The sequence below is a fragment of the Denitraticella aggregata genome (genome assembly GCF_048158365.1).
GTDB lineage: Bacteria > Pseudomonadota > Gammaproteobacteria > Burkholderiales > Rhodocyclaceae > Azoarcus_F.
This window is the reverse complement of sequence record NZ_JBLLNL010000012.1, coordinates 19,059-44,863: the sequence shown is the minus strand read 5'-3', so window position 1 is coordinate 44,863 and position 25,805 is coordinate 19,059. Positions and strand designations below refer to the sequence as shown.

The 25,805-nt window shown below is 66.3% G+C and carries 24 protein-coding genes; 12 read left to right on the top strand and 12 right to left on the bottom strand.

Annotation, left to right across the window (positions count from 1 at the left end; genetic code table 11):
* Positions 1 to 20: 20 nt before the first annotated feature.
* Positions 21 to 650 carry a pentapeptide repeat-containing protein gene (locus ACKVEX_RS13955; protein ID WP_473216342.1) on the bottom strand — a complete coding sequence of 210 codons (630 nt, stop codon included), beginning with the start codon at positions 648 to 650 and terminating at the stop codon, positions 21 to 23.
* 95 nt (positions 651 to 745) lie between these two features.
* Positions 746 to 1,453 carry an alpha/beta hydrolase gene (locus ACKVEX_RS13950; protein ID WP_473216341.1) on the bottom strand — a complete coding sequence of 236 codons (708 nt, stop codon included), beginning with the start codon at positions 1,451 to 1,453 and terminating at the stop codon, positions 746 to 748.
* Between the two features lie 227 nt (positions 1,454 to 1,680).
* Here ACKVEX_RS13950 and ACKVEX_RS13945 point away from each other — a divergent pair, with 227 nt between their 5' ends.
* Positions 1,681 to 2,343 (top strand): SDR family oxidoreductase, encoded by a 663-nt coding sequence (locus ACKVEX_RS13945; protein ID WP_473216340.1) that lies wholly within the window; start codon positions 1,681 to 1,683, stop codon positions 2,341 to 2,343.
* Between the two features lie 29 nt (positions 2,344 to 2,372).
* On the opposite strand, the gene ACKVEX_RS13940 is transcribed toward ACKVEX_RS13945, so the two are convergent.
* From ACKVEX_RS13940 to ACKVEX_RS13925, 4 genes are all read right to left on the bottom strand, one after another.
* Positions 2,373 to 4,418, bottom strand: a complete 2,046-nt coding sequence (locus ACKVEX_RS13940) for a thioredoxin domain-containing protein (protein WP_473216339.1) — start codon at positions 4,416 to 4,418, stop codon at positions 2,373 to 2,375.
* A gap of 210 nt (positions 4,419 to 4,628) precedes the next feature.
* The gene (locus ACKVEX_RS13935) at positions 4,629 to 5,711 is read right to left on the bottom strand and encodes an MBL fold metallo-hydrolase (RefSeq protein WP_473216338.1); all 1,083 of its coding nucleotides are present in this window, start codon (positions 5,709 to 5,711) and stop codon (positions 4,629 to 4,631) included.
* An 18-nt stretch (positions 5,712 to 5,729) separates the two neighbouring features.
* Entirely contained in the window at positions 5,730 to 7,100 is a 1,371-nt protein-coding gene (locus ACKVEX_RS13930) for a TrpB-like pyridoxal phosphate-dependent enzyme (protein WP_473216337.1), read from the bottom strand.
* A gap of 212 nt (positions 7,101 to 7,312) precedes the next feature.
* On the bottom strand, positions 7,313 to 8,317 hold the full coding sequence (locus tag ACKVEX_RS13925; protein WP_473216336.1) for a helix-turn-helix transcriptional regulator: 1,005 nt from the start codon (positions 8,315 to 8,317) through the stop codon (positions 7,313 to 7,315).
* A 114-nt stretch (positions 8,318 to 8,431) separates the two neighbouring features.
* Here ACKVEX_RS13925 and ACKVEX_RS13920 point away from each other — a divergent pair, with 114 nt between their 5' ends.
* Positions 8,432 to 8,707, top strand: coding sequence for a hypothetical protein (locus ACKVEX_RS13920; protein ID WP_473216335.1), 276 nt, complete (start codon positions 8,432 to 8,434; stop codon positions 8,705 to 8,707).
* An 88-nt stretch (positions 8,708 to 8,795) separates the two neighbouring features.
* Here ACKVEX_RS13920 and ahpF read toward each other — a convergent pair whose 3' ends face one another.
* From ahpF to ACKVEX_RS13905, 3 genes are all read right to left on the bottom strand, one after another.
* A complete protein-coding gene (gene ahpF, locus ACKVEX_RS13915) occupies positions 8,796 to 10,391 on the bottom strand; it encodes an alkyl hydroperoxide reductase subunit F (protein ID WP_473216334.1) in 1,596 nt (531 codons plus the stop codon).
* Between the two features lie 188 nt (positions 10,392 to 10,579).
* The gene (gene ahpC, locus ACKVEX_RS13910; RefSeq protein WP_473216333.1) at positions 10,580 to 11,146 is read right to left on the bottom strand and encodes an alkyl hydroperoxide reductase subunit C; all 567 of its coding nucleotides are present in this window, start codon (positions 11,144 to 11,146) and stop codon (positions 10,580 to 10,582) included.
* Between the two features lie 202 nt (positions 11,147 to 11,348).
* Positions 11,349 to 12,146 carry a DUF3750 domain-containing protein gene (locus tag ACKVEX_RS13905; protein ID WP_473216332.1) on the bottom strand — a complete coding sequence of 266 codons (798 nt, stop codon included), beginning with the start codon at positions 12,144 to 12,146 and terminating at the stop codon, positions 11,349 to 11,351.
* Between the two features lie 385 nt (positions 12,147 to 12,531).
* Here ACKVEX_RS13905 and ACKVEX_RS13900 point away from each other — a divergent pair, with 385 nt between their 5' ends.
* Positions 12,532 to 12,861, top strand: coding sequence for a hypothetical protein (locus tag ACKVEX_RS13900; RefSeq protein ID WP_473216331.1), 330 nt, complete (start codon positions 12,532 to 12,534; stop codon positions 12,859 to 12,861).
* Between the two features lie 79 nt (positions 12,862 to 12,940).
* Here ACKVEX_RS13900 and ACKVEX_RS13895 read toward each other — a convergent pair whose 3' ends face one another.
* A complete protein-coding gene (locus ACKVEX_RS13895; protein ID WP_473216330.1) occupies positions 12,941 to 13,459 on the bottom strand; it encodes a FixH family protein in 519 nt (172 codons plus the stop codon).
* A gap of 166 nt (positions 13,460 to 13,625) precedes the next feature.
* Here ACKVEX_RS13895 and ACKVEX_RS13890 point away from each other — a divergent pair, with 166 nt between their 5' ends.
* Positions 13,626 to 15,215 carry a bifunctional aminoglycoside phosphotransferase/ATP-binding protein gene (locus ACKVEX_RS13890; RefSeq protein WP_473216329.1) on the top strand — a complete coding sequence of 530 codons (1,590 nt, stop codon included), beginning with the start codon at positions 13,626 to 13,628 and terminating at the stop codon, positions 15,213 to 15,215.
* Here ACKVEX_RS13890 and egtD read toward each other — a convergent pair.
* Together egtD and egtB are read right to left on the bottom strand one after the other, a co-directional pair.
* Positions 15,121 to 16,164: an L-histidine N(alpha)-methyltransferase gene (gene egtD / locus ACKVEX_RS13885; RefSeq protein WP_473216328.1), complete on the bottom strand. Its 1,044-nt coding sequence runs from the start codon at positions 16,162 to 16,164 to the stop codon at positions 15,121 to 15,123. The two genes, ACKVEX_RS13890 and egtD, sit on opposite strands and share 95 nt — an antisense overlap.
* The gene (gene egtB / locus ACKVEX_RS13880; protein WP_473216327.1) at positions 16,161 to 17,522 is read right to left on the bottom strand and encodes an ergothioneine biosynthesis protein EgtB; all 1,362 of its coding nucleotides are present in this window, start codon (positions 17,520 to 17,522) and stop codon (positions 16,161 to 16,163) included. Before egtB ends, egtD begins: the two co-directional genes overlap by 4 nt.
* An 81-nt stretch (positions 17,523 to 17,603) precedes the next feature.
* Here egtB and ACKVEX_RS13875 point away from each other — a divergent pair, with 81 nt between their 5' ends.
* The 8 genes from ACKVEX_RS13875 (at position 17,604) to ACKVEX_RS13840 (ending at position 25,785) form a co-directional block, all read left to right on the top strand.
* Positions 17,604 to 18,443 carry a motility protein A gene (locus tag ACKVEX_RS13875; protein ID WP_473216326.1) on the top strand — a complete coding sequence of 280 codons (840 nt, stop codon included), beginning with the start codon at positions 17,604 to 17,606 and terminating at the stop codon, positions 18,441 to 18,443.
* Between the two features lie 19 nt (positions 18,444 to 18,462).
* Entirely contained in the window at positions 18,463 to 19,182 is a 720-nt protein-coding gene (locus tag ACKVEX_RS13870) for an OmpA/MotB family protein (protein WP_473216325.1), read from the top strand.
* Between the two features lie 34 nt (positions 19,183 to 19,216).
* Positions 19,217 to 20,440 carry a CaiB/BaiF CoA transferase family protein gene (locus tag ACKVEX_RS13865; RefSeq protein ID WP_473216324.1) on the top strand — a complete coding sequence of 408 codons (1,224 nt, stop codon included), beginning with the start codon at positions 19,217 to 19,219 and terminating at the stop codon, positions 20,438 to 20,440.
* A gap of 167 nt (positions 20,441 to 20,607) precedes the next feature.
* A complete protein-coding gene (locus ACKVEX_RS13860; protein WP_473216379.1) occupies positions 20,608 to 21,906 on the top strand; it encodes an Eco57I restriction-modification methylase domain-containing protein in 1,299 nt (432 codons plus the stop codon).
* A gap of 2 nt (positions 21,907 to 21,908) precedes the next feature.
* Positions 21,909 to 22,862, top strand: a complete 954-nt coding sequence (gshB, locus tag ACKVEX_RS13855; protein ID WP_473216378.1) for a glutathione synthase — start codon at positions 21,909 to 21,911, stop codon at positions 22,860 to 22,862.
* Positions 22,859 to 23,914, top strand: a complete 1,056-nt coding sequence (locus ACKVEX_RS13850) for an FAD:protein FMN transferase (RefSeq protein ID WP_473216323.1) — start codon at positions 22,859 to 22,861, stop codon at positions 23,912 to 23,914. Before gshB ends, ACKVEX_RS13850 begins: the two co-directional genes overlap by 4 nt.
* A gap of 69 nt (positions 23,915 to 23,983) precedes the next feature.
* Positions 23,984 to 24,883 (top strand): class I SAM-dependent methyltransferase, encoded by a 900-nt coding sequence (locus ACKVEX_RS13845; RefSeq protein WP_473216322.1) that lies wholly within the window; start codon positions 23,984 to 23,986, stop codon positions 24,881 to 24,883.
* Complete coding sequence (locus tag ACKVEX_RS13840; RefSeq protein ID WP_473216377.1) at positions 24,883 to 25,785, top strand: DMT family transporter; 903 nt, start codon at positions 24,883 to 24,885, stop codon at positions 25,783 to 25,785. Before ACKVEX_RS13845 ends, ACKVEX_RS13840 begins: the two co-directional genes overlap by 1 nt.
* Positions 25,786 to 25,805 lie beyond the last annotated feature (20 nt).

Sequence of the window (25,805 nt, the reverse complement as noted above, 5' to 3'; positions counted from 1 at the left end):
GTGTATCGCTGCCCGGTGGGTCAGGGGCAGCCGATGCAGCGCGTGGTCTGCGCGCGGTCGAACACCGCCTGATCGATGTTCGCGCCGCTCAGGTCGGCATCCACCAGGTTCGCACCGCTCAGGATCGCACCCTGCAGGTTTGCGCCTTTCAGCGACGCGCCGCGCAGGTCGGCCGCGCGGAAGTTCACCCGCTGCAGGTCGGCCCCGTCGAGCGTCGCACCGCCGAGCCGCGCGTTGTTCATGTCGGCGTTGGTCAGCGCCGCGTCGCTGAGGTCGGCCGAGCTGAGGTTGGAATTGCGAAACAGCGCGCCGTTCGCGGTCGCACCGATCAGCGTGGCCTCGACCAGCGTGGCGCCGGCGAAGTTGGTCCGGTTCAGCACGGCCCGGCTCAGATCGGACTGATTGAGATTGGCCCGACTCAGGTTCGCTTCGGTCAGATTCGTTTCGACCAGATTCGTGCTGGTCAGCACGCTGCGCGTGAACTGGGAGTTGGCGAGATTCTCGCCGCTCAGGTCTGCGCCATGCAGATTCATGTTGACGCAGAAGGCGCCGCGCCGGATGTTGCATCCGTCTATGGATCTCATGCCCTGCGCGATCGAGGCGGTGGATACCAATACAAGGGTGAGGCCAATCAGCAGTTTACTCGGCATGTGTTTGTCGGTCCGGGTTCGTATGGGTTCTTTTCGGTGGCGTCGGTTCGACAGGACTGCGCGTGATTCGTGCGCAGCATTGCAGGTATTTGGCTTCAAGGCGTGATGTCGCGCAGCACGCGCGCGAGCCACGACTCGATGTCGCGCACCTCCTCGAGCACCAGCGTGTGTTCGGCGAAGTAGGGATGCCATTCGATCGCGAGACCGTGATCGCGCAGACGGCGAAAGGATTTCTCGGCGAATCCGAACGGGATCACGGTGTCGCCTTCGCCATGCGCCATGAAGATAGGCGTGTCATGGTTGGCTGCGGCGGCCTCGTCGGCGAGCGTGTCGGCCAGCGGCAGATAGGTCGATAGCGCGAGAATGCCGGCGAGCCGGCGTGGGTGGCGCAAGCCGGCGTGCAGTGCGATCGCGCCGCCCTGGGAGAACCCGGCGAGCACGATGTGCGCATCGGGGATACCGCGTGTGTTCTCGCGCGCTATCAGCGCGCGGGCCAGTCCGGCCGATTCGCGCACGCCGTCCGGATCCTCGCGCCGCTGTGAGAAATCGGTGGTGACCAGGTCATACCAGGCACGCATGCGATAACCGCCGTTGATCGTGACCGGTCGCACCGGTGCGTGCGGAAACACGAAACGCGTCGCCGGCAGGCGTTGGATGTCGAATGCGTCCACCACCGGTTCGAAGTCGTGCCCGTCGGCACCGAGGCCATGCAGCCAGATCACTGCATGGGTCGGATTCGGGCGGGTCTCGATCTCGACCGCCGGCAGGACGGGTGGTTCGGGTGTGCCGGTTTCGTTGTTCATGCGTTCATCCTGAGGGCGACTGAGGTGATTGTATCGTTCGCGACGTGACCGTGCCGAACCGGTGGCTCGGCGCCGGCGACGGGGGTCGCCGCCACGCGGTGGGCTACATGGTAGTCTTACATCGACGATCATAAGCATGCATTCTTCGTTGCCGTCGTTTGGGCGAGCCCGCAGCCGTGCTGCCCGACGTCGACCGGATCATTTCAAATCATGGAGGGCGGGACCACATGGCAAGCGTACTCGTGACCGGCGCCAGTCGTGGCATCGGGCTGGAATTGTGCAAGATCTATCGCGAACGCGGCGACGCCGTGATCGCGGTCTGTCGCGAGCCGTCAGACGCTCTGGCGGCGCTCGGTGTCGAAGTCATCGACGGTGTGGATGTGTCGCAGGCCGATGCGGGTCAGCGTCTGGCCACGGCACTGCAGGGCCGCACGATCGACGTGCTGATCAACAATGCCGGCGTGTTGAGCGCCGACGCGCTCGGCGACATCGATTTCGATGCCGTCCTGCGTCAGTTCCAGGTGAATGCGCTCGGTCCGTTGCGCGTGACGCAGGCCTTGCTGCCGAATCTGGGCCAGGGTGCGAAGGTCGCGATGATCACCAGCCGCATGGGGTCGATGAGCGACAACGGGTCCGGCGCCTATTACGGCTACCGGATGAGCAAGGCAGCGCTGAATGCTGCCGGCGTGAGTCTGGCGCGCGATCTCGCGCCACGCGGCGTGGCGGTGGCGCTGCTGCATCCGGGTTTCGTGCAGACGCGCATGGTCGGTTTCGCCGGCGACATCACCGCGCATCAGTCGGCCGAGCGTCTCGTCGCCCGTATCGACGCGCTGAGCCTGCAGCACAGCGGCAGCTTCTGGCACTCGAACGGCGAGCCACTGCCCTGGTGAGTGGCACCTGCCCGGTCCCGTACCTGCGATCAGGCCGGGGTTGCGAGCAGCCCGGTCAGCGCATGCAGCGAGTGGACCGGTGCCAGGCACTGGGTGCCGCGGCATACCCAGGCGGTGACGTCCGCGTCGACCGGCTTGTCCAGCACCGGCGGCAGGTGGGCGATGCCGGGCGGCAGGGCGAACGACAGTGTATCCGGCAGATGCATGCCGGCCAGTTCCTGCTGCCATGCGATCAGATCGTCGGCCTTGCCGCGCACGATCACCAGCGCCGGTGGGACGAGGTGTTCTGCCAGCGCGAGCGCAAGGCCAGCGCATCCGCCCGGGTTTCCGGCGAGCGCGCCATAGAAGGCCTGCAGGCCGCGCTCGGCGGCATCGTGGTAGCGTAGTTCCCCGGTCACATGGCCGAGCCGTGCGAGCGTCCGGATCGCGACGCCATTGCCGGATGCGGTGGCGTTGTCGTGCAGCGGCTTGGGACGCTGGATCAATGCCTCGTGGTCGTGCCGGGTGAAGAAGAAGCCGCCCGCAGCACGGTCCTCGAACTGTTCGAGCAGTTCATCGGCCAGGTCCTCGGCGAACGCAAGGTCCCCGGGCGTGAACCGGGTCTGCAGCGCTTCGATCAGGCCGCCGATCATGAACGCGTGATCGTCCAGATAGGCGTTGAGACGACCATCGCCGCCGGTGCTGGTTGCGTACAGCCGCCCGTCGCGCCAGTGGCGATCCCGGATGAAGTCGATCGCGCGCCGTGCCGATTCCGCCCAGTCTGCACGGCGGAAGACGCGTGCCGCATGCATCATGCCGGCGATCATCAGGCCGTTCCAGCTGGTCAGGATCTTGTCGTCCCGGCCGGGACGGATCCGTGCCGCCCGTTCCTCGAATAGCAGCGCTCGCGCGTCGGCGAGCAGCCTGGCCGCGTCGTCGGGCCGAATGCCCAGTTCGTTCGCGACCTGGTCGAGGGGGCGGGACACGACCAGATGCCAGTGCCGGTGCTCGAAATTCGGCGGCGCATCCAGGCCGTAATGGCGTTCCGCCACCGCGAATGCGTCCGGGGTCAGCAGCGCGCGGATCTCGTCGCGATCCCACGCATAGAAGCGACCCTCCTCGCCTTCCGAGTCGGCGTCCAGCGCTGCAACGTAACCGCCCTCGGCGGACTGCATCTCGCGCATCACCCATGCGGCGGTGTCCTCGACCACCCTCCGGAACAGCGGATCCCCACTGATCTGCCATGCGTCCGCGTACAGCGCGAGCAGCGGCCCGTTGTCGTAAAGCATCTTCTCGAAGTGCGGGATCTGCCAGCGGTCGTCGGTGCTGTAGCGGCAGAATCCGCCGCCGAGCTGGTCGAACAGCCCGCCCTCGGCCATGCGGGTCAGCGTGTCGAGCGCCATGTCGCGGGCGTGGCCGTCACCTGTGCTGCGATGGCGGTGCAGCAGGAATTCCAGATCGGTCGGGTGCGGAAACTTAGGCGCGCCGCCGAAACCGCCGAAGCGGACGTCGAAGTTCGCCGACAGCAGGTCGCGCAGCTTGGCGATCGGCTGGGGACCGAAGTCCGAATGGTGCGTGCCCCCGCCAATACTGGCGGCGCGCGCCAGTGCGGCCCGCACGGCGGCGTTGTGCTCCTCGATCTCGCGGCGTTTGCCCGCGTAGGCGGCGGCGATCTGCTCGAGCAGGCTGGCAAAACCAGGCAGGCCGTAGCGCGCCTGTTTCGGGAAATAGGTGCCGCCGAAGAACGGCGTGCCGTCAGGGGTCAGGAACATCGTCAGCGGCCAGCCGCCGCTGCGCTGCGCGAGCATCTGGTGCGCCGTCTGGTAGATCTGGTCCAGATCCGGGCGCTCCTCGCGATCGACCTTGATATTGACGAAGAGTCGATTCATCAACGCCGCCACGTCCGGATCCTCGAAGGATTCATGCGCCATCACATGGCACCAGTGGCAGGCGGAATAGCCGATCGACAGCAGGATGGGCTTATCGAGCTGCCGCGCGAGCGACAGCGCGTCCTCGCACCACGGCCACCATTCGACCGGGTTGTCGGCATGCTGAAGCAGATAGGGCGAGGTCTCGGCGGCCAGGCGGTTCGGCATGGGTGTCTCCTGATCGAACGCACGGGAAGGGCATGGGTGAACTCTAGCCGAAGCCGCGGTCAATAGTCGACTAAATTGATCGGATATAAACCCGGCCACGCGTCGGGTCATTCGTCCGTCAGTCGATACGGGGCGGTGCGCGGGCGCACGAATGGAACGCGCGTGCAGCTCGCAGCGCGGATCACGCGCAGGGCGGGACGCCGGTGTGCATTACCCGTCTTGCCGCAGGTGATACCAGTTGACGCCGTCGGCATCCGTCTCGACGCCGACTTCACCGGCTTCGATAAGGTAGTTCAGGCAGGCCAGGCTTTCACCGGTGGCCATACCGAGCAGCATGTGATCGCCGGCCTCGGTGATCTTGCGCGTGAACAGCGCGTCGAACACGTCGACCGCGCGTCGCGGCTGGTCCAGCCTGGCGCGCAGCCGCTCGAAAGTGCGTTCCTGGCTCGCGCGCAGCATGCGCAGCCGGGCATGCAGGCCGCGAAAGCATTCGTTGTGCGACGGCAGTACCAGCACGTCGTCCGGTACCTCGCGCTCGATCTTGGCGAGCGACTCGAACCAGTCGGCCATCGGATTCGCGTCCGGCTCGGTCGGATAGACCGACACGTTGGACGAGATCCGGGGCAGGACCTGGTCGCCCGAGATCAGCACCTTCAGGTCCGCACAGTACAGGCAGGCGTGTTCCGGAGAATGTCCATGGCCGACGATGATGCGCCACACATGCGTGCCGATCACGATCTCCTCGCCGTCGCGCAGACGGCGATAGCTGTCGGGGAGGCAGTAGATGTGTTTGCCGAAGTTGCCGAAGCGGGCGCGGTAGGTCTCGATCGCCGCATCGCCCCATCCGGCGCGGCGAAAGAATGCGACCGCGTCGTCCGGTGCCTCGCGGCCGGTGTCCGACGTCAGCACCCGGCAGCTCAGGTATTCGAGGCGCGTCATCCACAGGCGGCAGTCGAACTTGCGGGTCAGCCAGCCGGCCATGCCGATGTGGTCGGGATGCATGTGGGTTACGAACACGCGGCTGATCGAGCGCTGATCCGGTGCGTTGGCGAAAAGTTCGCGCCAGTGAGCGGTCGTGGTCTCGTTGCGGATGCCGGTATCGACGACCGCCCAGCCTTCGCCGTCCTCGATCGCCCACAGGTTGATATGGTCGAGCGCGAACGGCAGCGGCATGCGCATCCACAGCACGCCGGGCGCGACCGTCTGAAGCTGGCCGGCCGCGGGCGGCGAGTCGAAGGGGTAGATCAGCCCCGCCTTGTCGGCAGGGCGGGACAGGTCCACGGCATCGGTCATGATGTTCTCCGGGTCGCTTCAGGCCGGTTCGGACACGCCCGGCAGGCCCGACAGCGCCATCGCGAGTTCGGCCTCGTCGTACTGCTCGTCCCTGAGGTTGCCGGAGAAGTAGTTCGTGTAGGCCGCCATGTCGAAGTGACCGTGGCCGCACAGATTGAACAGGATCACCTCGGCCTTGCCCTCGCGCTTGCAGCGCAGCGCTTCCTCGATCGCGCCCTTGACCGCATGGTTGGCCTCGGGCGCGGGCACGATGCCTTCGTGGCGCGCGAACAATACGCCGGCCGCGAAGCATTCGGTCTGATTGTAGGCCACCGCCTCCATCAGGCCGAGTTCCTTCAGATGCGACACCAGCGGCGCCATGCCGTGGTAGCGCAGGCCGCCGGCGTGAAATCCGGGCGGCGTGAAGGTCGAGCCCAGCGTGTGCATCTTGGTCAGCGGCGTCATGTGGGCAGTGTCGCCAAAATCGTAGGCGTACTTGCCGCGGGTCAGCGACGGGCAGGCCGATGGCTCGACCGCGACGATGCGCGGTTTGGCCCCGCCGCGCAGGCCGGCGCCGATGAACGGGAACGCGATGCCGGCAAAGTTGGAACCGCCACCGGTGCAGCCGACCACGACGTCAGGATAGACATCGGCCATCTCGAGCTGCTCCATCGATTCGATGCCGATGATGGTCTGATGCAGCAGCACATGGTTCAGCACCGAGCCCAGCGCGTACTTGGTGTCCTCGTTCTGCGCCGCGATCTCGACCGCCTCGGAGATCGCGATGCCCAGGCTGCCGGGGTGATCCGGGCGTTGCGCGAGCACCGAACGGCCGTACTCGGTCTCGTTCGACGGCGACGCGACGCAGCGTGCGCCATAGGTTTCCATGACTGCACGGCGATAGGGCTTCTGGTCATAGGACACGCGCACCTGGAACACCGTGACGTCCAGCCCGAACACACTGCCGGCGAAGGACAGCGAGGTGCCCCACTGGCCGGCGCCGGTTTCGGTGGTCAGCCGCTTCACGCCGACCTGCTGGTTGTAGAAGGCCTGCGGGATCGCGGTGTTGGGCTTGTGGCTGCCGGCAGGGCTCACGCCTTCGTACTTGTAGAAGATCTTGGCCGGCGTGCCGAGCACCTTCTCGAGGCGATGAGCGCGGAACAGCGGCGCTGGGCGCCACAGCTTGTAGATGTCGCGCACCGGTTCGGGGATGTCGACCTCGCGCTCGGTGGTGACCTCCTGCAGGATCAGCTCCATCGGGAACAGCGGTGCCAGGTCGTCCGGGCCGATCGGTTTCAGCGTGCCCGGATGCAGGACCGGCGGCAGCGGCTTGGGCAGGTCTGCCTGAATGTTGTACCAGACTTTCGGAATGCGGTTCTCGGGCAACAGGTATTTGGTCTGCTCGGTCATGCTGTGATACTCCCCTTGATTTCGTACGTTGGCTGCGCGCGTCGCGAATGGCCCGGGTGTCACTCATGCATTGCTCGGTGACGACTCGGCGCGTGACCTGAGCGGACGGGCCGATCGCAAGCCGGTGTGCGTTGGCGACGGTGGTCGGTGCGATGCAAGGGCTAGATCATGCCCCAGTACGGGCCGGTATGGAACATGCAATGCGATGCGGTTCATCCGGTCGGCACATCGTAGTGTGAGATCGCGGCACGCAGCCGCGCTGCGAGCTGTTCGCGCAGTTCGATCGGCGCGATGACCTCGACGTCCGGTCCGTAGCGCAGAATCTCCATCAGCAGTTCACGCGGATCGGCGTACGGGACGAACAGCCTGATCGTGCCATCGTCCTCCAGCCTCAGTCGCTGATCCGGGTGCCAGACCTCCTTGCCGACCCAGGCGGCGACGCTGGCTGAAAAGTGCAGTTCGGCGTGCGCGGTGACCTCGCCGGTGAAGATGCCGAACACCGGGCCGACCGCCTCCTGCAGCACATCGTCGTCGATGTCGCGAGCCGGTCTGTTCGTTGCCGTCGCCTCCAGCACCGCATCCAGCGCAAAGGTGCGCAATCCGCCAGCCCTGTGGCACCAGCCCAGGAGGTACCAGTTCTCACGGTAGTGCAGCAGTTGCTGCGGCGATACGGCACGTTGCGAGGTGTCGTTGCGGCCGCGGGTGAAGTATTGCAGGTCGAGCCGCCGACGCTTCATCGTGGCCTGCGCGATGGTGTCGAAATGCGCAGGCGCGCTGCGGCGGCTGGCCGAATGCAGGATTCGAAAACGCCTGGCGACGTCGCGCGGATCGTCTGCGGCCGAGCCGAGCATCAGCGAGATCCGGGTCATCAGCCCATCGATCCGGCCGGACACCAGACCCGGCTCCATGCCGGCCGCCAGTCGCTGCATCATCAGCAGTGCGTGGATCTCGGACGGGTTGAACCACATGCCGCGGATGCCGTATCGGGTGCCCGCATCCGGGCCCGCGCACCCCTCCAGCACGTAGCCCGCCGGTTCGTCGCCATCGCCGCGCCGCCACGCGATCGGTGCACCGAGCCGGTCGCGCAGATAGTCGAGATCGCGTTTGAAGGTGGCGCGCGAGATCTCCAGCGTGCTCAGAAAATGATCGAGCGGAACCGGATGGTGGGCGTCCTCCAGCACGCGCACGATGCGATACAGGCGTTCGGTCTGGCTCATGTCGGAAGTCCGCTGCGGGTGTCGCGATCGATTTTACGCAAACCCGGGCTCATCCGGTGAGCCACAGGGGGCTGCACACTGCGACCCTCGATACCCGACAGGAGCGCACACATCATGACCCGACTTCACGCCGTTGCGCGGTCCGCCGCCTCGCCGGTTCCGGCCTTCTCCGCAATCGTATATAGCCTTTCGCTGATCTGCCTGCCGCTCGCCTTCCAGCTGGCGGCGAGCATGCCAGCCAGCGTGCCGGAAGGCATGTGGTTGCTGCTGGTGCTGAGCATCTGGGCGAGCCTCGCGACCGGACTGCTGCTGATCGCCGCGCTGTTGCGACTGTTGTCCGGCGTGCTGGCGTCGCGCCGGCACGGCCACTGGCGCGGTCATCCGTCGTGATCACGCGCGTGCCCCGCACCCGGACCAGCCGGATGCGGGGCATATCGACGCCGGCCGATCCCGGATCGGCCCCCGCGCACTGCTGCGCTCAGGCCGCTACCGCTTCGCTGGCCGCGGTTTCCGGTGCGCTGCGGATCAGGTGGTCGAAGGCCGACAGTGCGGCCTTGCTGCCTTCCCCCATCGCGATGATGATCTGCTTGTAAGGCACGGTGGTGCAGTCACCGGCGGCGAAGATGCCCGGCGCCGAGGTCTGGCCCCGGGCATCGACGACGACTTCGCCGAAGCGGGACAGTTCGAGCGTGCCCTGCAGAAAGTCGGTGTTGGGCAGCAGGCCGATTTGCACGAACACCCCTTCGAGCGCTATTTCGCGTGTGGCGCCGGTGGCGCGGTCGGTGTAGCGCAGGCCGTTCACACGCTGCCCGTCGCCGGTCACTTCGGTGGTCTGGGCCTGCGTGACGATGGTCACGTTCGGCAGGCTGCGCAGTCTGGCCTGCAGCACCGCATCGGCGCGAAGCTTGGCGTCGAATTCGAGCAGCGTGACCTTGCCGACGATGCCGGCCAGATCGATCGCCGCCTCGACGCCGGAGTTCCCACCGCCGACCACGGCGACATGCTTGCCCTTGAACAGTGGGCCGTCGCAATGCGGGCAGTAGGCCACGCCGCGGCCCCGGTATTCCAGCTCACCCGGCACCTTCAGTTCGCGCCAGCGTGCGCCGGTGGCGAGGATCACGGTGCGGCTCTTCAGCACTGCGCCATTCGCAAGCGTGACTTCCGCGTATCCGCCGGGCCTGACGGCCGGTTTCACCGCCTCGGCACGCTGCAGGTTCATGACGTCGACCTCGTAGGACCTGACATGCTCCTCGAGCGCGGCGACCAGCTTCGGCCCCTCGGTCTCCTTCACCGAGATAAAGTTCTCGATCGCCATCGTGTCCATGACCTGACCGCCGAAGCGCTCGGCGACGATGCCGGTGGCGATGCCCTTGCGCGCCGCGTAGATCGCGGCGGCTGCGCCGGCCGGGCCGCCGCCGACGATCAGCACGTCGAACGGGTCCTTGTCCGCGAGCCTGTCCGCGTCGCGCGCGGCCGCACCGGTATCGACCTTGGCCAGGATTTCCTCGAGCGTCATGCGCCCCTGGCCGAAGGCTTCGCCATTGAGCAACACGGTGGGCACCGCCATGATGTTCTTCCCGGACACTTCCGCCTGGAACAGTGCGCCGTCGATCATCGTATGGCGGATGCGCGGGTTCAGCACCGACATCAGGTTCAGTGCCTGCACCACGTCCGGGCAGTTGTGGCACGACAGCGAGATGTAGGTCTCGAACGCCAGATCCGCATCGAGTGCCTCGATCGCTTCGATGTCGGCCGCGCTTACCTTGGGCGGATAGCCGCCGGCCTGCAGCAGCGCGAGTACCAGCGACGTGAACTCGTGGCCCATCGGCAGGCCGGCGAAGCGGATGCCCATGTCGGTGCCGACCCGGCTGACCGAGAACGACGGCACGCGTTCGCCTGCGGTGCTGCGGCCTTCGATCAGGCTGACCTTGTCGGAAAGGCCGTCGATGTCCTTCAGCAGCACGAGCATCTCGGCCGACTTTTGCTGGTCGTCGATGAAGGCGACCAGTTCGACCGGTTGATTGATTCTTTCGAGCAGACTCTTGAGTTGTGACTTCATGTTTGCGTCAAGCATGGCTGACTCCTTTGAGCGATCGGATATTCGGCAGGGTTCGTGTGGATCGATACGGTCATCGATTCATTCAGCAGCGCCGGTCGAGCCTATGGCCCGGGCGACGCTCCTGGATGAACCGCCTGGGGCGGTTCGCGCGCTCTGCTCGACAGGCCCGGCACGTGGTGTGCCGGGCGGTCACGCGGGCTCGATCAGATCTTGCCGACGAGGTCGAGGGACGGCGCCAGCGTGGCGTCGCCTTCCTGCCACTTGGCCGGGCAGACTTCGCCCGGGTGGGACGCGACGTACTGGGCCGCCTTGACCTTGCGCAGCAGCTCGGACGCGTCGCGGCCGATGCCGCCGGCGTTGATCTCGACGATCTGGATCTTGCCGTCCGGATCGATCACGAAGGTGCCGCGCTCGGCCAGCCCTGCTTCCTCGATCATCACGCCGAAGTTGCGGGTGATTGTGCCGGTCGGGTCGCCGATCATCGGGTACTGGATCTTGCCGATGGTCTCGGAACTGTCGTGCCAGGCCTTGTGCGTGAAATGTGTGTCGGTGGACACCGCGTAGATCTCGACACCCAGCTTGTGGAACTCGGCGTAGTTGTCGGCCAGGTCACCCAGCTCGGTGGGGCAGACGAAGGTGAAGTCGGCCGGGTAGAAGAACACCACCGACCAGGCACCCTTGAGGTTCTCCTCGGTCACCGGAATGAACTTGCCATCGTAGAAGGCGGTGGCGCTGAAGGGCTTGACTTCGGTGTTGATGATTGTGCTCATGGCTGTTTTTCCTGTGCTTGAGTTGGGAAAGGTGTTGAACGTGTCGTTCAGACAGGAACCATGTTACGGTGCGCCGCACAATTAAAGAAATGAATTTAAAGGATGGAGGTGATAACTTAATGTAATCGTAACCGCGGTCGGGGTTGGGAGGCTGTTACAGCCTCCTAGGCTGCGGCACCGCCTTCCGTTGGCCGGCGCACGATCAGTCGTGGGCCGCGACGGTCGCGCGGGGCATCCCGGGTTCCTCCGGCCAGCCGAGGCGCCCGATACCGGGCAGCTTGATCGCCGGCGGGTTCAGGTCGAGGCCGGCACTCAGGCCGAGCAGATTGAACTCGAGCCCCTCCTCGGGCGCGACCGTGACACCGAACAGGCCATTGAGCGAGACCTGTATGCCACCGCCGCTCGGTGCGCGTGCCAGCATCGCGCCACCGGGCAGGTAGTCCTTGCCGATCGCGGTCGACGGCAGGTCCAGGCTGAGTTCCGGCGCCGCGCGGCCGAGGTGCGCGACGAAGGTGTTGCTGTTCGGGCCGGGCCAGACCCGATACCGATCGTCGTACGGGTAGTCGGCCGCGGCCGCGAACAGGCGTTCGATCAGGGCATCGACGTCGTCGCCGCCGCGAAGCTCCCGTAGCAGCATCGGGGGCGCACCGTACCAGTAACCGTCCGGTACGCCCGCCTGCACGCGGACCGCGCGTCCGCCCCGTGCGACGCCGAAACCGACCACCTCCATACGGACGAACCCGTCCGCGTCCTGCGGCTTGACCGCGATCCAGGTATGCACGCCGAAGGCCCCCCGCCAGCGGAACGCCCGGGCCGCATAGACCTGGATCACCGCCTCCCGGGTCACGGCCGGATCCGGTGCGATGCCGGCGCTGTCGCGCCGCGCGGTGCGCCAGTCGGACGCGCGTTCGCCCTCGGCGTAATGCGCGGTAACCGCATAGCCCAGCGGGAGAAAGAAGATGACCAGGACGGCGATCAGGCCGCGCAGGAACCATTTCATGTCGAATCCGGTTGCGTGAAGTCGGGTCTGCCGGGCGTGTGGGGGCGCCACCCCGATCGGGCCGGCGGGCGAGTGTCGCTTCCGCCCCCATTGCAGTCATTCGTTTGTCCATTGCGGAACCATTCGGTTCAGCCCTTGCACCTGATCGGGATGTGGCCGAGTGTCGCGCACCGTCGCAGTGCGTGTCGTGCGCGCATCGACCGTGCGCAGCGCGCCAGCGCGACGGCTCGAGCGGTCGACACGACGCCTGTCCGGTCCCAGACAGCGCATGGATGCCGACTGATGCCCCCTCGGGTGCCCCCCACGCAGTCGATTCGGCCGCGCGCGACAAAACTGGCACGCATAGTGCCTAGCTCGAGCACAGCAAACATAGACGGAGACGACCGTGAAGGATCCCAGTATCGACTTCAAGCAAATCCTGCAGGCCCCCAGCGTGCTTGGTCTGGCGCGCTGCTCCGCAACCGGCGAGATCGTCCTTTGGGAGGGCCGTGAGGTCGAATCCCTGACGACCGTGCTCGGCACCTTCATGCGGGTGGCCAAGCTGCTGCCCGGCGCGCGCGACGGTGGCGATTTCCATCAGGCCAACGTGCAGGGAAAGACGCTGACCGTGCTGTGCATGCCGCACGATGGGGGCGCGGTCGGCGTCGTGCTCGATGAGCGGGCACGGGTGCCGGAAGTCGCGCTGCTGCTGCGTCGCGCGATCGGCCGGAACTGAAACGCCCTCGTCGTCCAAATCGGCGCCTGTTCCTGCCGCTTCGTGAGCCGTCCCTTCCGGCGCGGTGCGGCCGAAGCGGTCAGTCGTCGATGTCGAACAGGAAGACGCCGTCTATCTCGGGAAAGTCCATCCTGAGGCGCCAGCGGCCCGGTTGCAGCGCACTGGCGGTCGCGACATAGCTGCCGACTCCGGTGCGGGTCAGCGCAAGTGCGCGTGCGGCCATGTCATGTTCGGGCATGTCCAGGCTGAGCCTCAGTTCCAGCGACGCCGGCGCTGGCTGGCCGGTCGGGCCTACCAGGTCGAAATCGAATCGGACGTTGCGTTGCGCGTCCACTGTCATGCGGCCGCGTACATCCCAGATGTTAGCGGTTCCGCGAAATACCAGCCCGCCGCGCTCGGCGCCCGGTGCCGGCGCGATCGGCCCGACCGGATTCAGGCGTACCTCGTCCTGCACGAAGAAGACCATCGCGACGAAACCGAGAATGAGCACCAGGAACAGGCTCCCGACCACGGCGGCGATCACGCGCGCCTGGGTGGCGGCCGGTTCTCGCCGGGGCGCGGCATTTCGATCGGGCGTGTCGCTGCGGGGTGTGTTCATGCGGGGCTCCGGAAAAGGGTGTTCGATGCGTGCGGGTCATGCCGTCGGCGCTAAACTACCATCTGTTGCGAGTCGTCGCAAAAGGCGGAACCTGCCTGGCCGACCTTCGATCGATCGCTGCGGGATGGCTGCTTCGGCCGTGCCCGAGCGAAAACGGGGCCCGAACTTGAATCACACAGAGAATGCGCTGATCCGGGATCTGCTCGACCCGGTCACTTATCCGCACCGCGTGGAGTCGATCGAGTGCATCGAGACCCACGTGTCGTGGATCCTGCTGGCCGGCGATTTTGCGTACAAGCTGAAGAAACCGCTCGACCTCGGTTTCCTCGACTACAGCACGCTCGAGCGCCGGCGTGTCGCCTGCGAGGACGAGGTGCGCCTGAATCGCCGCACCGCGCCGGATGTGTATGTCGACGTCGTGCCGATCGCGGCGCCAGGTGTGACGCCTCGCGTCGGCGGAGCCGGACCGGTGCTCGAGTATGCGGTCAGGATGCGGCGCTTCGATCAGACCGCCCTGCTGAGCAGTCGGCTCGAGCACGGTCTTTTGACGGCCGAGGACGTCGATGGCATCGCCTCGCATGTTGCCGCATTCCATGCATCGGCCGCAGTGGCGCGCCCGGGCGCAGGTTTCGGTGATGCCGGGGCCGTACGGTTCCCGGTGCGGCAGAACTTCGAGCAGCTTCGCGAGCGGATCGACGAACCCGACCTGCTCGAGCGGCTGTCGCGCATCGAGGCATGGAGCGAGGCCGAGTTCGTCCGCCTCGCGGACGTGTTCGAGCGACGTCTGGCGGACGGTCGCGTGCGCGAATGTCATGGCGACCTGCATCTGGGCAACATCGTGATGCTCGAGTCCGGGCCGTGCCTGTTCGATGGCATCGAGTTCAACCCGCAGCTGCGCTGGATCGACGTGATCGCGGATGCCGGCTTTCTGGTCATGGATCTGCAGGCGCGCGGCGAGAACGGTCTGGCGAATCGCTTTCTGAACGCGTATCTTGAGCACACCGGCGACTACGCCGGTCTCCAGGTGCTGTCCTTCTACGTCGCCTACCGCGCGATGGTGCGCGCCAAGGTCGCCGCGATCCGCCTCGGGCAACTCGACCGCGATGCGCGGACGGCCTGTCACGCCGAGATCGCCCGCTACCTGCATCTGGCGGAGTCCTGCAGCCGTCGCGAGCCGACCGCGCTGTTCATCGCCTGCGGTCTGTCCGGGTCGGGAAAGAGCAGCCAGTCGCTCGGACTGATCGAGGCGCGCGGCCTGATTCGTTTGCGCTCGGATGTCGAGCGCAAACGCCTGTTCGGACTGACCGCCGACGCGCGGTCGTCGTCCCCGCCGGACGGTGGGATCTACACCGCTTCGGCGGGGGACGCGACCTATGCGCGCCTGGCCGAACTGGCCGGCATCGTGATCGGGGCGCAGCGTTCGGCGCTGGTGGATGCGACGTTTCTCGCGGCGCGTCGTCGGGCGCCGTTCCGCAAGCTGGCGGCCGAGCGGGGGGTGCCGTTCGTGATCCTGTCCTTCGATGCGCCGATCGGCTTGCTGCGCGAGCGGGTGACGGCGCGGGCGCAGTCGGGCACGGATGTGTCCGAGGCCGGCCCGGACGTGCTCGAGGTGCAGCGTGCGCAATTGGAGCCTCCGACCGACGACGAGGCGTCTATCGTACTCAGGCTCGCGAGCGGGGCGCCGGTGCGCTGGGAGGACTGCCTCCCGGAGCTCGACCGGCGGATGGCCCGGCCACCTCCAGTCCGTGGAGGCTGAACAAGGCCTGCTCGTCCTGCCATGTCCGGACGCTTTCGAAACCGGCCTCGGCCGCGAGTGCCTGGAACTCGGCGATCGAGTATTTGTAAGAGTTCTCGGTGTGGATACCCTCATCGGCTTCGAAGGCGAAGCGATGGTCTCCGATCACGATGGTCTGGCTTCGGGTCGCGACCAGATGCATCTCGATGCGTCCCTGCGCTGCATTGTAGAACGCATGATGACTGAAGCCGTCGGGTTCGAGCTGCGCGCCGAGCTCGTCACGCATGCGTCGCAGCAGGTTCAGGTTGAAGCGCGCGGTGACGCCCTGCGCATCGTTGTACGCGGCGTGGAGGCGGGCCGCATCCTTCTTCAGGTCGACGCCGACCAGCATTCGGCCTCCGGGCCCCAGCAACTCCGCGATGCCGCCCAGTAGTTGCACCGCGCTTCCGGGGTCGAAGTTGCCGATGCTCGAACCCGGGTAGAAACCGGCGCGCGGCAGGCCGGGCAGGCGCTCCGGCAGGCTGAACGGTCGGGTGTAGTCGGCGCACAGCGCATGGACCTCCAGCGCAGGGTGGCCGCGCGCAATCGACACGGCGGAATGCCACAGGTGTTCGCGCGAGATGTCGATCGGCATATACACGGCCGGACGGAGCGCGTCCAGCAGGGTCGAGATCTTCACCTCGCTGCCGCTGCCGAACTCGATCAGCAGCGTGCCATGGCCCAGCCACGCCGCGATCTCGCCGCCGTGCTGGCGCAGCAGGCCGATCTCGGTTCGGGTCGGATAGTACTCGGGCAGCCGGGTGATCGCGTCGAACAGTGTCGATCCCTGTTCGTCATAGAAGAACTTCGGCGACAGGCTGCGCGGCCGGCGGCTCAGTCCGGCGACCACTGCGGTCCTGAAATCCTCGACCGATGGGCTCAGGTCGTGGAGCTGACAATTGGGCGGACGGGTATCGGTGTGTGCGTTCATTCCGTGTCCTCGGCCAGGCGGATGCCCTGGAACTGCCAGCGCTCGTGCGGATAAAAGAAGTTCCGGTAGGTCGCCCGTATGTGATCGGCAGGCGTCACGCAGGAACCGCCGCGCAGCACCATCTGGCCCGACATGAACTTGCCATTGTACTCGCCGATCGCGCCCTCCGCCCGGCGAAATCCTGGGTAGGGCAAATAGGCGGACGCGGTGTGCTCCCACACGTCGCCGAAGAGTTGCAGGGGGCCGGCGCCCGGCTGGGCGACCACCGGCTGCAGATAGCCGGCGTCGCGCAGATTGCCCGGCGGTGCGGTGCGCTTCACTTGCTCTGTGCCGCCTTCCGGGATGTCCTCGTCGCTCGCTCCATAGACCACTCCGCGTGCGACCGCTTCCCACTCGGCCTCGGTTGGCAGCCTCCGACCGGCCCAGGTCGCATAGGCGTCCGCTTCGAAATGGCTGACATGGCACACCGGTTCGTCCGGGTTGAGCCGGCGCAGGCCGGCCAGCGTGAACTGCCACCATTCGCCGCCGATGCGCTCCCAGTAAAGCGGACTGCGCCATCCGGCCCGCTTGACCATCGCCCAGCCGTCGGACAGCCACAAGGCCGGATTGCGGTAGCCCCCCGCCTCGATGAAAGCCAGGTACTCGCCATTGGTGACCAGGCGCGACGCGAATCGATACGGCTGCTGGAAAATCTTGTGCGCCGGCCGCTCGTTGTCGAAGGAGAAGCCCGATCCGTCGTGGCCGCTGTCGATCAACCCGCCCGGACAATCCAGCCATTCGAGCGTCGGGCGGGCGCCGGCGGGCGGGACGGGCAGATCCACCCGATAGGTCGGCCGCAGCGGGTTGACGCTGAAATTGCGCTTGATGTCGGTCAGCAGCAGTTCCTGGTGCTGCTGTTCGTGATTCATACCGATTTCGAGCCGTTCGACGATCTCGTGCCAGGGTCGATCGCGCCGGTCTGACAGAAGCGCGAGCATGTGTTCGTCCACATGTGCGCGGTATCGGTAGACTTCCTGCACGGTCGGGCGCGACAGGAAGCCGCGTGCCTGCCGCGGGTGGAACTCGCCGACCTGTTCATAGTAGGAATTGAACAGCGCCCGGAAGCGCTTGTCGTAGGGCGCGTAGCCGGGCAGATACTCGCTCAGGATGAAGGTTTCGAAGAACCAGCTGACATGGGCGAGATGCCACTTCGCCGGGCTGGCCTCTTCGGCCGTCTGGATCACGTAGTCTTCCACGCACAGCGGCACGCACAGATTCTCGGAGTCGGTGCGAATCCTGCGATACCGGTCCGCCCAGGCCGGCAGTGCCAGTTCGGGATCGCTCGCCGGAGAATGCTGCTGCGCTTGAAATCGCTTCATGGCTCGGTGCATGGGGGTTGTGCTGGGTTACCATTGTGTTGGCAAAGCAGCACAGATTCAAATTTTTGCGGATCCCGTGAGATGAATCCCTCCACCCTGATCGGCATGGCCGCCGGCATCGCCATGCTGGCGATCGTGCTCGTGTTCGCCGCCGAGGAGCCGTCGGCCTTCGTCAATCTGCCCGGCCTTGCGATCGTGGTCGGTGGCACCCTCGCGGCGACCTTCATCAGCTATCCGCTGAGCGAGGTCCTGCGGATCTTCGGGCTGATCAAGACGGTGTTGCGCAACGAGCGCCTGTATACCCAGCGCGACATGGAAGAGCTGATTCAGATCTCCCGTCTGTGGATGCAGGGCGACGTGCGCGCGGTCGAGCAGGCGCTGAAACGGGTGACCAATCCTTTCCTGCGTACCGGTGTGCAACTGGTCATCGATCTGACCCCCGAGGAAGACATCCTCGACCTGCTGCAGTGGCGCATCTCGAGGCTGCGCGCGCGCGAACATGCGGAGGCGCAGCTGTTTCGCGTGATGGCGAGCTTCGCACCGGCGTTCGGCATGATCGGCACACTGGTCGGGCTGATCAACCTGATGTACATCCTGGAGGGAGGCGACCTCGAGGTCATCGGTCGCCACATGGCGGTCGCTCTGATGACGACCTTCTACGGCATCCTGCTCGCGAATCTGCTGCTCAAGCCGGTCGCGGTCAAGCTCGAACGACGCACCGAGCAGCGTGTGGTGCTGATGAACATGGTGCTGCAGGGAATCTCGATGATGTGCCAGAAACAGAGTCCGGCGCTGATGCGCGAGACGCTCAAGTCCTTCATGGCGCATTACGAAGACGAGATCGACGACGCCGGCAAGGCCCGGAAGAAGCCGGGTGGACGTGCCGCTGCGGCGCCGGGTGCAGCGGGGCGCCGTGGCTGAGCCCCTGGAGAGGGCGCGCGTGAGCCGCGTCGGGCGCTACGCTACCTGGCATGTCGAGCCGCCCGCCGATCAGGAGCAGGAAAGCTGGCTGCTGGTCTATCTGGACGTGATGACGCTGCTGCTGGTCATGTTGATCGTGTTGCTCGCGTTTTCCGACCGGGACATCGGCGTGTGGCTGCCCGACCCGCTGCCCGAGCCGCATCCGGCGACCCACAGCGTGTTGCAGGGCATGCCCGGCATCCTGGACGCATTGCCGGCGCCTGCGCCCGAGCCCGAGGAAGTGGTCGCGGAGCGCGTCGTCAAGGAAGATCCGCTCGCGGGTCTGCCTCTGGACATGCTCGGCGACGACATCGAAGTGCTGGTCACCGAAGGCACGATCAGCTTCCGCATCAGCAACGAAATCCTGTTTCCGTCCGGCCAGGCGCAACTGAGCCCGCAGGGCCTCGCCGTGCTGGACCGCCTGAGCGGGGTGTTGAACGCGACCGACCACCGGATTGCGGTCGAGGGCCATACCGACGACGTGCCGATCCAGACCGAGCGCTTCCCGTCCAACTGGGAGTTGTCCACCGGGCGCGCGACCAGCGTGGTCCGCTACCTGGAGGGCAATGGTGTGGCCTCGTATCGCCTGCGCGCGACCGGCTATGCCGACACCCGGCCGCTATCGCCGAACGACAGCGCCGAAGGCCGTGCGACCAACCGGCGGGTCGAACTGATCATGGAGACCGGCGCCGCGAATTGAGCGTCCGAGCCGATTCAATTCAAGGAGACACCAGATGAAGCCGCCTCTGCACGGGATCCGGGTGCTCGAACTCGGTCAACTGATCGCGGGGCCCTTTGCCGCGCGGCTGTTGGGCGAGTTTGGTGCCGAAGTCATCAAGATCGAGCCACCGGGCAGTGGCGATCCGCTGCGCGCCTGGCGCAAGCTGCATCACGGCACGTCGCTGTGGTGGTATGTGCAGGCGCGCAACAAGCGTTCGGTCGCGATCGACCTGCGGCAGCCCGAAGGGCAGCAGATCGTGCGTCGTCTCGCGGACGAGGCCGATATCGTGGTCGAGAACTTCAGGCCCGGCACGATGGAGAAGTGGGGCCTGGGTTACGAGGCTCTGTCCGAACACAACCCCGGCCTGATCATGGTGCGCGTGTCCGGTTTCGGGCAGACCGGACCGATGCGTGACCAGCCGGGGTTCGGCGCGATCGGCGAGTCCATGGGCGGGCTGCGCTATGTGACCGGGTATCCGGACCGGCCGCCGGTACGGCTCAACCTGTCGATAGGCGACTCGGTCGCCGGCCTGCATGCGGTGATCGGTGCGATGATGGCCTTGCGTCACCGCGAGGCGAACGGCGGCAAGGGGCAGGTGGTCGATGTCGCGCTGTACGAATCGGTGTTCAACATGATGGAATGTGCATTGCCCGAATACGCGATGTTCGGCGAGGTGCGCGAACGCACCGGCAGCAACCTGACTGGCATCGTTCCGTCCAACACCTATGTGTCGCGCGACGGCGTGAACATGATCATCGCGGCCAACGGCGACGGCATCTTCAGGCGTCTGATGGACGCGATCGGGCGGCGCGACGTGGGCGAGGATCCACGCTACGCGACCAACGCCGGGCGTGCGCCTGCGGCCGATGTGATCGACGGTGTGATCGGCGAATGGTGCGCCGCGCGCGACGCGACCGACGTGATGTCGGTGCTCCGGGCCGCGGATGTGCCGCACGGCAAGATCTACAGTATCGCGGACATCGCCGAGGACGCGCAGTATCGTGCGCGCGACATGATCCTGTCGGCACGACTCGCCGATGGCGCCGAACTCAAGATGCCGGGTATCGTGCCCAAGCTGTCGGCGACCCCGGGCGGGGTCGTGTCGCTCGGTCCGGCGATCGGCGCGGATACCCGCAACGTGCTGCATGAAAGCGGATACGCGGACGACGAGATCGATGCCCTGGCGCAGGGCGGTATCATCCAGGTTGCGGCCAATGATCCATCGATCGACCCGTGAAGGGTTTGAGACGGTGCAGCCGGAGCCGGGCTGCATGACGCACTCCGGTCCGTCATCACCAATTCCTTCCGGCCCGGGCGGACGCCGGCGCATCGCCAGCGCGCAGTTTCATCCGCCGTCCGACGGCACGCGCTAGAATGCCGGCTTTCCTCCGCTTGCTCAACGCCATGGATCTGGTGACCCATAACCCTGCGCAGATTCCCTTTCGGCTGTTCGACGTCGCGGCTTTCGGGCAGATCTTCACGCCGGAGCCGGTCGTGCAGGCGATGCTGGCACTCCGGCGCAATGGCGGCCGCGTGCTCGAACCTGCCTGTGGCGACGGGGCATTCCTGCGCGCGCTGCCCGGTGCAGTCGGCGTCGAGATCGATCCGACCCACTGTCCTCCCGGCGCGCGCAACATCGATTTCTTCGCCTATCCGGAGCGCGAGCGCTTCGACACCATCATCGGCAATCCGCCCTATGTGCGCTTTCAGGATATTCCGGCGGACACGCGCAAGCGGCTGCGTTCAAACCTGTTCGACGGTCGCTCCAATCTGTATCTGTTCTTCATCGAGAAGTGTCTGCGCCACCTCGCCCCAGGGGGCGAACTGATCTTCATCACGCCGCGTGACTTCATGAAGGCGACGTCGGCGGTCAGGCTCAATCGGCTGCTGTACGAACAGGGTTCGATCACCGACGCGATCGAACTCGGCGACGCCCGGGTGTTCGACGACGCGGTTCCGAACTGCCTGATCTGGCGCTTCGAGAAGGACTGCCGGGATCGCAGCGTCCGCCACGCCGAGGTCGGGGTGTCGCGCAATCTGCGCGAATCCCTGGCCGACCCGCAATGGGAGACGCGGTATCTGGTCGAGTTCGCCGGACATCTGATGTTCGCGCGCGGGGATTACCCGCTGCGCCTGTCCGACATCGCCTTCGTCAAGGTCGGCGCGGTATCGGGGGCCGACGAGATCTATGCGGACGATGTGCAGGGCAATCGTGATTTCGTCTGCTCGTCGACGGTGAAGACCGGCCGGACACGGCGCATGATCTGGTGCGAACCCGGCGAGGCGCCGCCGCAAGCGCTGATCGCTTATCGGGCGCGCCTGATCGCGCGACGCATCCGTCGCTTCGACGACAGCAACTGGTGGCAGTGGGGCCGGGGTTACTACCAGTCGGACAGGCCGCGGGTCTATGTGAATGGCAAGACCCGGGCGACCGAACCGTTCTTCGTACACCCCTGCACGCATTACGATGGTGCGGTGCTGGCCGTGTTTCCGCATGATCCGGCGGTCGATCCGACGCGACTGCGCGATGCGCTGAACGCCGTGGACTGGGCCGACCTGGGCTTCGTGTGCGACGGCCGCCACCTGTTCACGCAGCGCAGCCTGGAGAACTCGCCGCTGCCCGTGGCGTTCCGGGCATTCCTTCCGCCCGTCTCCGGCGCGGCAGATCCGGTGGTGCAGTACTCAACGAAGACAGGGGCATGACGATGACCACACGACTCGAGCTCGCGTTCATTCTCGACCCGCTCGCCGGCCTCAAGGCCTACAAGGACTCCAGCATCGCGATGATGCGCGAGGCGGCGCGACGCGGTCATCTCGTCCATGCGATCCAGCGCGAAACCCTGTCCTGGAACGACGGCGTGGTCGGCGCCCGGGCCGTGCCGCTGCGCATCGGTGCGGACGACGCGGCGTGGTCAGAGCCGGGCACGCCGGCATACCAGCCTCTGACCGCGTTCGACGCCGTGATCATGCGCCAGGATCCGCCCTTCGATTTTGAGTACATCACGGCCACCTGGCTGCTCGAGCGGGCCGCTGCGGATGGCGCGCGCGTGTTCAACGATCCGCGCGCGATCCGTGACCATTCCGAAAAGCTCGCGATCACCGAGTTTCCGCAGTTCATGCCGACCACGCTTGTCGCGCGCGACCCGGCGGAGGTCCAGCGCTTCATCGACGCGCTCGGCGATGTGGTGCTGAAACCGCTGGACGGCATGGGCGGCAGCCAGATCTTCCGCGTCCGTGCAGACGATCCGAACCGCAACGTGATCCTCGAAACCCTGACGCACGAGGGCGCGCGCACGATCATGGCGCAGCGCTATCTCGCCGACATCGCCGAGGGCGACAAGCGGGTGCTGATCATCGGCGGTGAAGTCGTGCCCTATTCGCTCGCGCGCATCCCCAAGGCCGGCGAGACGCGCGGCAACCTCGCCGCGGGCGGACGCGGCGTCGCGATGCTGCTGACCGGGCGCGAACGCGAGATCGCCGCGCATGTCGCACCGACGCTGTGGGCGCGCGGCCTGATGGTGGTGGGACTCGACGTGATCGGCGGACATCTGACCGAAATCAACGTCACCAGCCCGACCTGCTTCGTCGAGATCGGCGCGCAGACCGGCTTCTCGGTGGCTGCGCTGTTCATCGACAAGATCGAGCAGAGCTGCGCATGACCGGTGCCGCGGTGTTCGGCGGCGCGCTCCGCGCGTTGCTGTTGCTGGCCCTGCTGGTTTCGGTCGCCGCCTGCTCGCGGCCGCAGCTGTTCCATCAGGAGGCCTATGTCTTCGGCACCCGCGTGGATCTCACCATCTACGGCACGTCACATGAGCAGGCCAGCGCCGCGATGGCGGCGGTGCTCCACGAGTTCGACCGCCTGCATCATGCCTTTCATGCCTGGCAGCCCTCGGAACTGACCGCGCTGAACGATGCGCTCGCACGCGGCGACCCGGCCGACGTGTCGGACGAACTGGCGGCGCTGCTCGACGATGCGCGTCGGATCGCGATGGATGGCGACCATCTGTTCGACCCGGCGCTGGGCGGGCTGATCGCGTTGTGGGGATTTCACGCCGAGGAGTTCGAGCCGGTCCGCCCGGATCCGGACGCGGTGCGCGCACTGCTCGACGCGAATCCGCGCATGGACGATCTGGTCATCGACGGCAATCGGGTCAGCAGTCGCAATCCGGCGGTGCAGATCGACCTCGGTGGCTATGCGAAGGGCTACGCGCTGGACCGCGCGGTTGCGATCCTGCGCGCGCAGGGCATGGAGAATGCGCTGGTGAACATCGGCGGCAACGTGATGGCGCTCGGTAGCAAGGGCGGCACGCCATGGCGCCTGGGCATCCAGCATCCGCGCGAGCCGCGTCCGCTGGCGACGCTGCCGTTGTACGATGGCGAGGCGATCGGCACATCGGGGGATTATCAGCGCTACTTCGAACTGGACGGCAAGCGCTACGCCCATCTGCTCGATCCGCGCACCGGACAGCCGGCGACCGGCACGCAGTCGCTGACGGTGCTGATCACGCCGCGCGACAAGGCCGGGACCTGGTCGGACGCGACCAGCAAGTCCCCTTTCATCGCAGGCGACGATTGGCGCGCATACACCCGGCGCTACGATATCGACCACGCGCTGCGGGTCGCCGACGACGGGCGGATCGAGGTCACGCGCGCGCTGCGCGCGCGTCTGCAGATCCCGTCCGATATCCGGCCGGTGACCGTGATCGATTGACGCCTGATGAGCGCGACATACGCCGGGCCCGTTCATGGACGGGTGACTCGAACCTAGGTTGAAGCACGCATGCATACTCGGGAACTCGGACTCGTTCTCGCCCAGCAGTTGCTGGGCATCGCCGACCTCCACTACGGGTGGTGGGAGGAAGGCGAGCAGCCCACGCTGGCACGACTCAGGGAGGCGCAGGAACGCTATTCGACCCGCCTGATCGAGGTGGTGGAGGAGTACTGCCCGCATGGCGGGCGGATCCTGGATGTCGGCTGCGGCACCGGGCATCTGATGGAAAAGATGCTCCAGCGCGGTTTCCATGTCGATGTCGTGATCCCCGCGCCGTGGCTCGAGCAGCAGGTCCGACAGCGTCTGACGCGTCTCGGCCCGGACTACGAGTCAGTGGTCTTTGCGTGCGAGTTCGAGCACATGCCCGAATCGGCCCGGGACAGGCCTTACGATCTGGTCCTGTTCTCGGAGAGTTTTCAGTATGTGCCGCTCGACGACAGCCTGCCGATGACTCTTTCGCTGCTGGCGCCGGGTGGCAAGGTCGTGGTGTGCGATTTCTTCAAGACCGAGCATCATGGCGATGGAGGGCTGGGCGACAGGAGTTTCGGCGGCGGACACAGGCTGGACCGATTTTATGCGTCGCTCGAACGCTACGGCTTTCACCTGCTGCGAGACGACGACATCACCCGATTCACGAGTCCGTCGATCGCGCTGCTGGACGAGTTGCTGCGCAACCGGATCGCGCCGGCCTGCGCGACGATCGACCGCTACCTCAGCGAACGCGTGCCGATGATCCGGCGTCTGGTCGGATGGCTGATGCGCAGGAGGCTCGCCAGGCTGCGCTACAAATACCTCGAGCAGCATCGCACGCAGGCGGTGTTCGAGCGCTACAAGTCCTATCGTCTGCTGGCCTTCGAGCCGGCCGACACCGCCTCGCAGCAACCGGTCTCGGCCGCCGCCTCGACATGATGCCCGCGCGCGACGAACTCGATCGGACTGCGGTGCTGACCATGATCCTGCTGTGCACGATCTGGGGCATGCAGCAGGTCGTGATCAAGGTCGCCAACCTCGGAATCTCACCGATATTCCAGTCAGGCCTGCGCTCGATCGGTGCGACGGTGCTGGTGCTGGTCTGGGCGCATGCGCGTGGCGTCAGGCTGTGGGAGCGTGATGCCACGCTGTGGCCGGGTCTGCTCGCCGGCCTGCTGTTCGCGACCGAGTTCGCGCTGATCTTCCGGGCGCTGGAATACACGAATGCGTCGCGCGGCGTGATCTTTCTTTACACCGCGCCGTTCTTCGTCGCGCTCGGCGCGATCTGGCTGCTGCCGCAGGAACGCATGCGTCGTGCGCAATGGGGCGGCATGGCAATGGCTTTTGCCGGCGTGCTGATGCTGTTCGGCGAGCACCTGCTCGGACCGTCCGAGGGGGCGTGGATCGGCGACCTGATGATCCTGCTGGCTGCGATCTTCTGGGCCGCGACGACACTGACGATCAAGGCGACGCCGCTGGCGCGGGTGGCACCCGAGAAGACGCTGCTATATCAGCTCGGCGTGTCCGCGCTGGTGCTGCCGCCGTTGGCGATGGTGGTCGGCGAGTCGGGCGTGTTCGCCGCGACCCCGCTGGTCTGGGCGAGCCTCGCGTTTCAGGTGGTCGTGATCGCGTCGAGCAGCTATCTGGCCTGGTTCTGGCTCGTTCGCCATTATCCGGCCACCCGGTTGTCGTCGTTCTCGTTCCTGACGCCGGTGATGGGTGTGCTGGCCGGCGTGATCTTCCTGGGCGAGGCACTGACCCCGGGGGTGGTGATCGCGCTGGTGCTGGTCGGCACCGGAATCTGGCTCGCGAACCGCGTGCCGCGCGGCAAGGCAGGTTAGGCCGTCAGACGGGGTGGCGG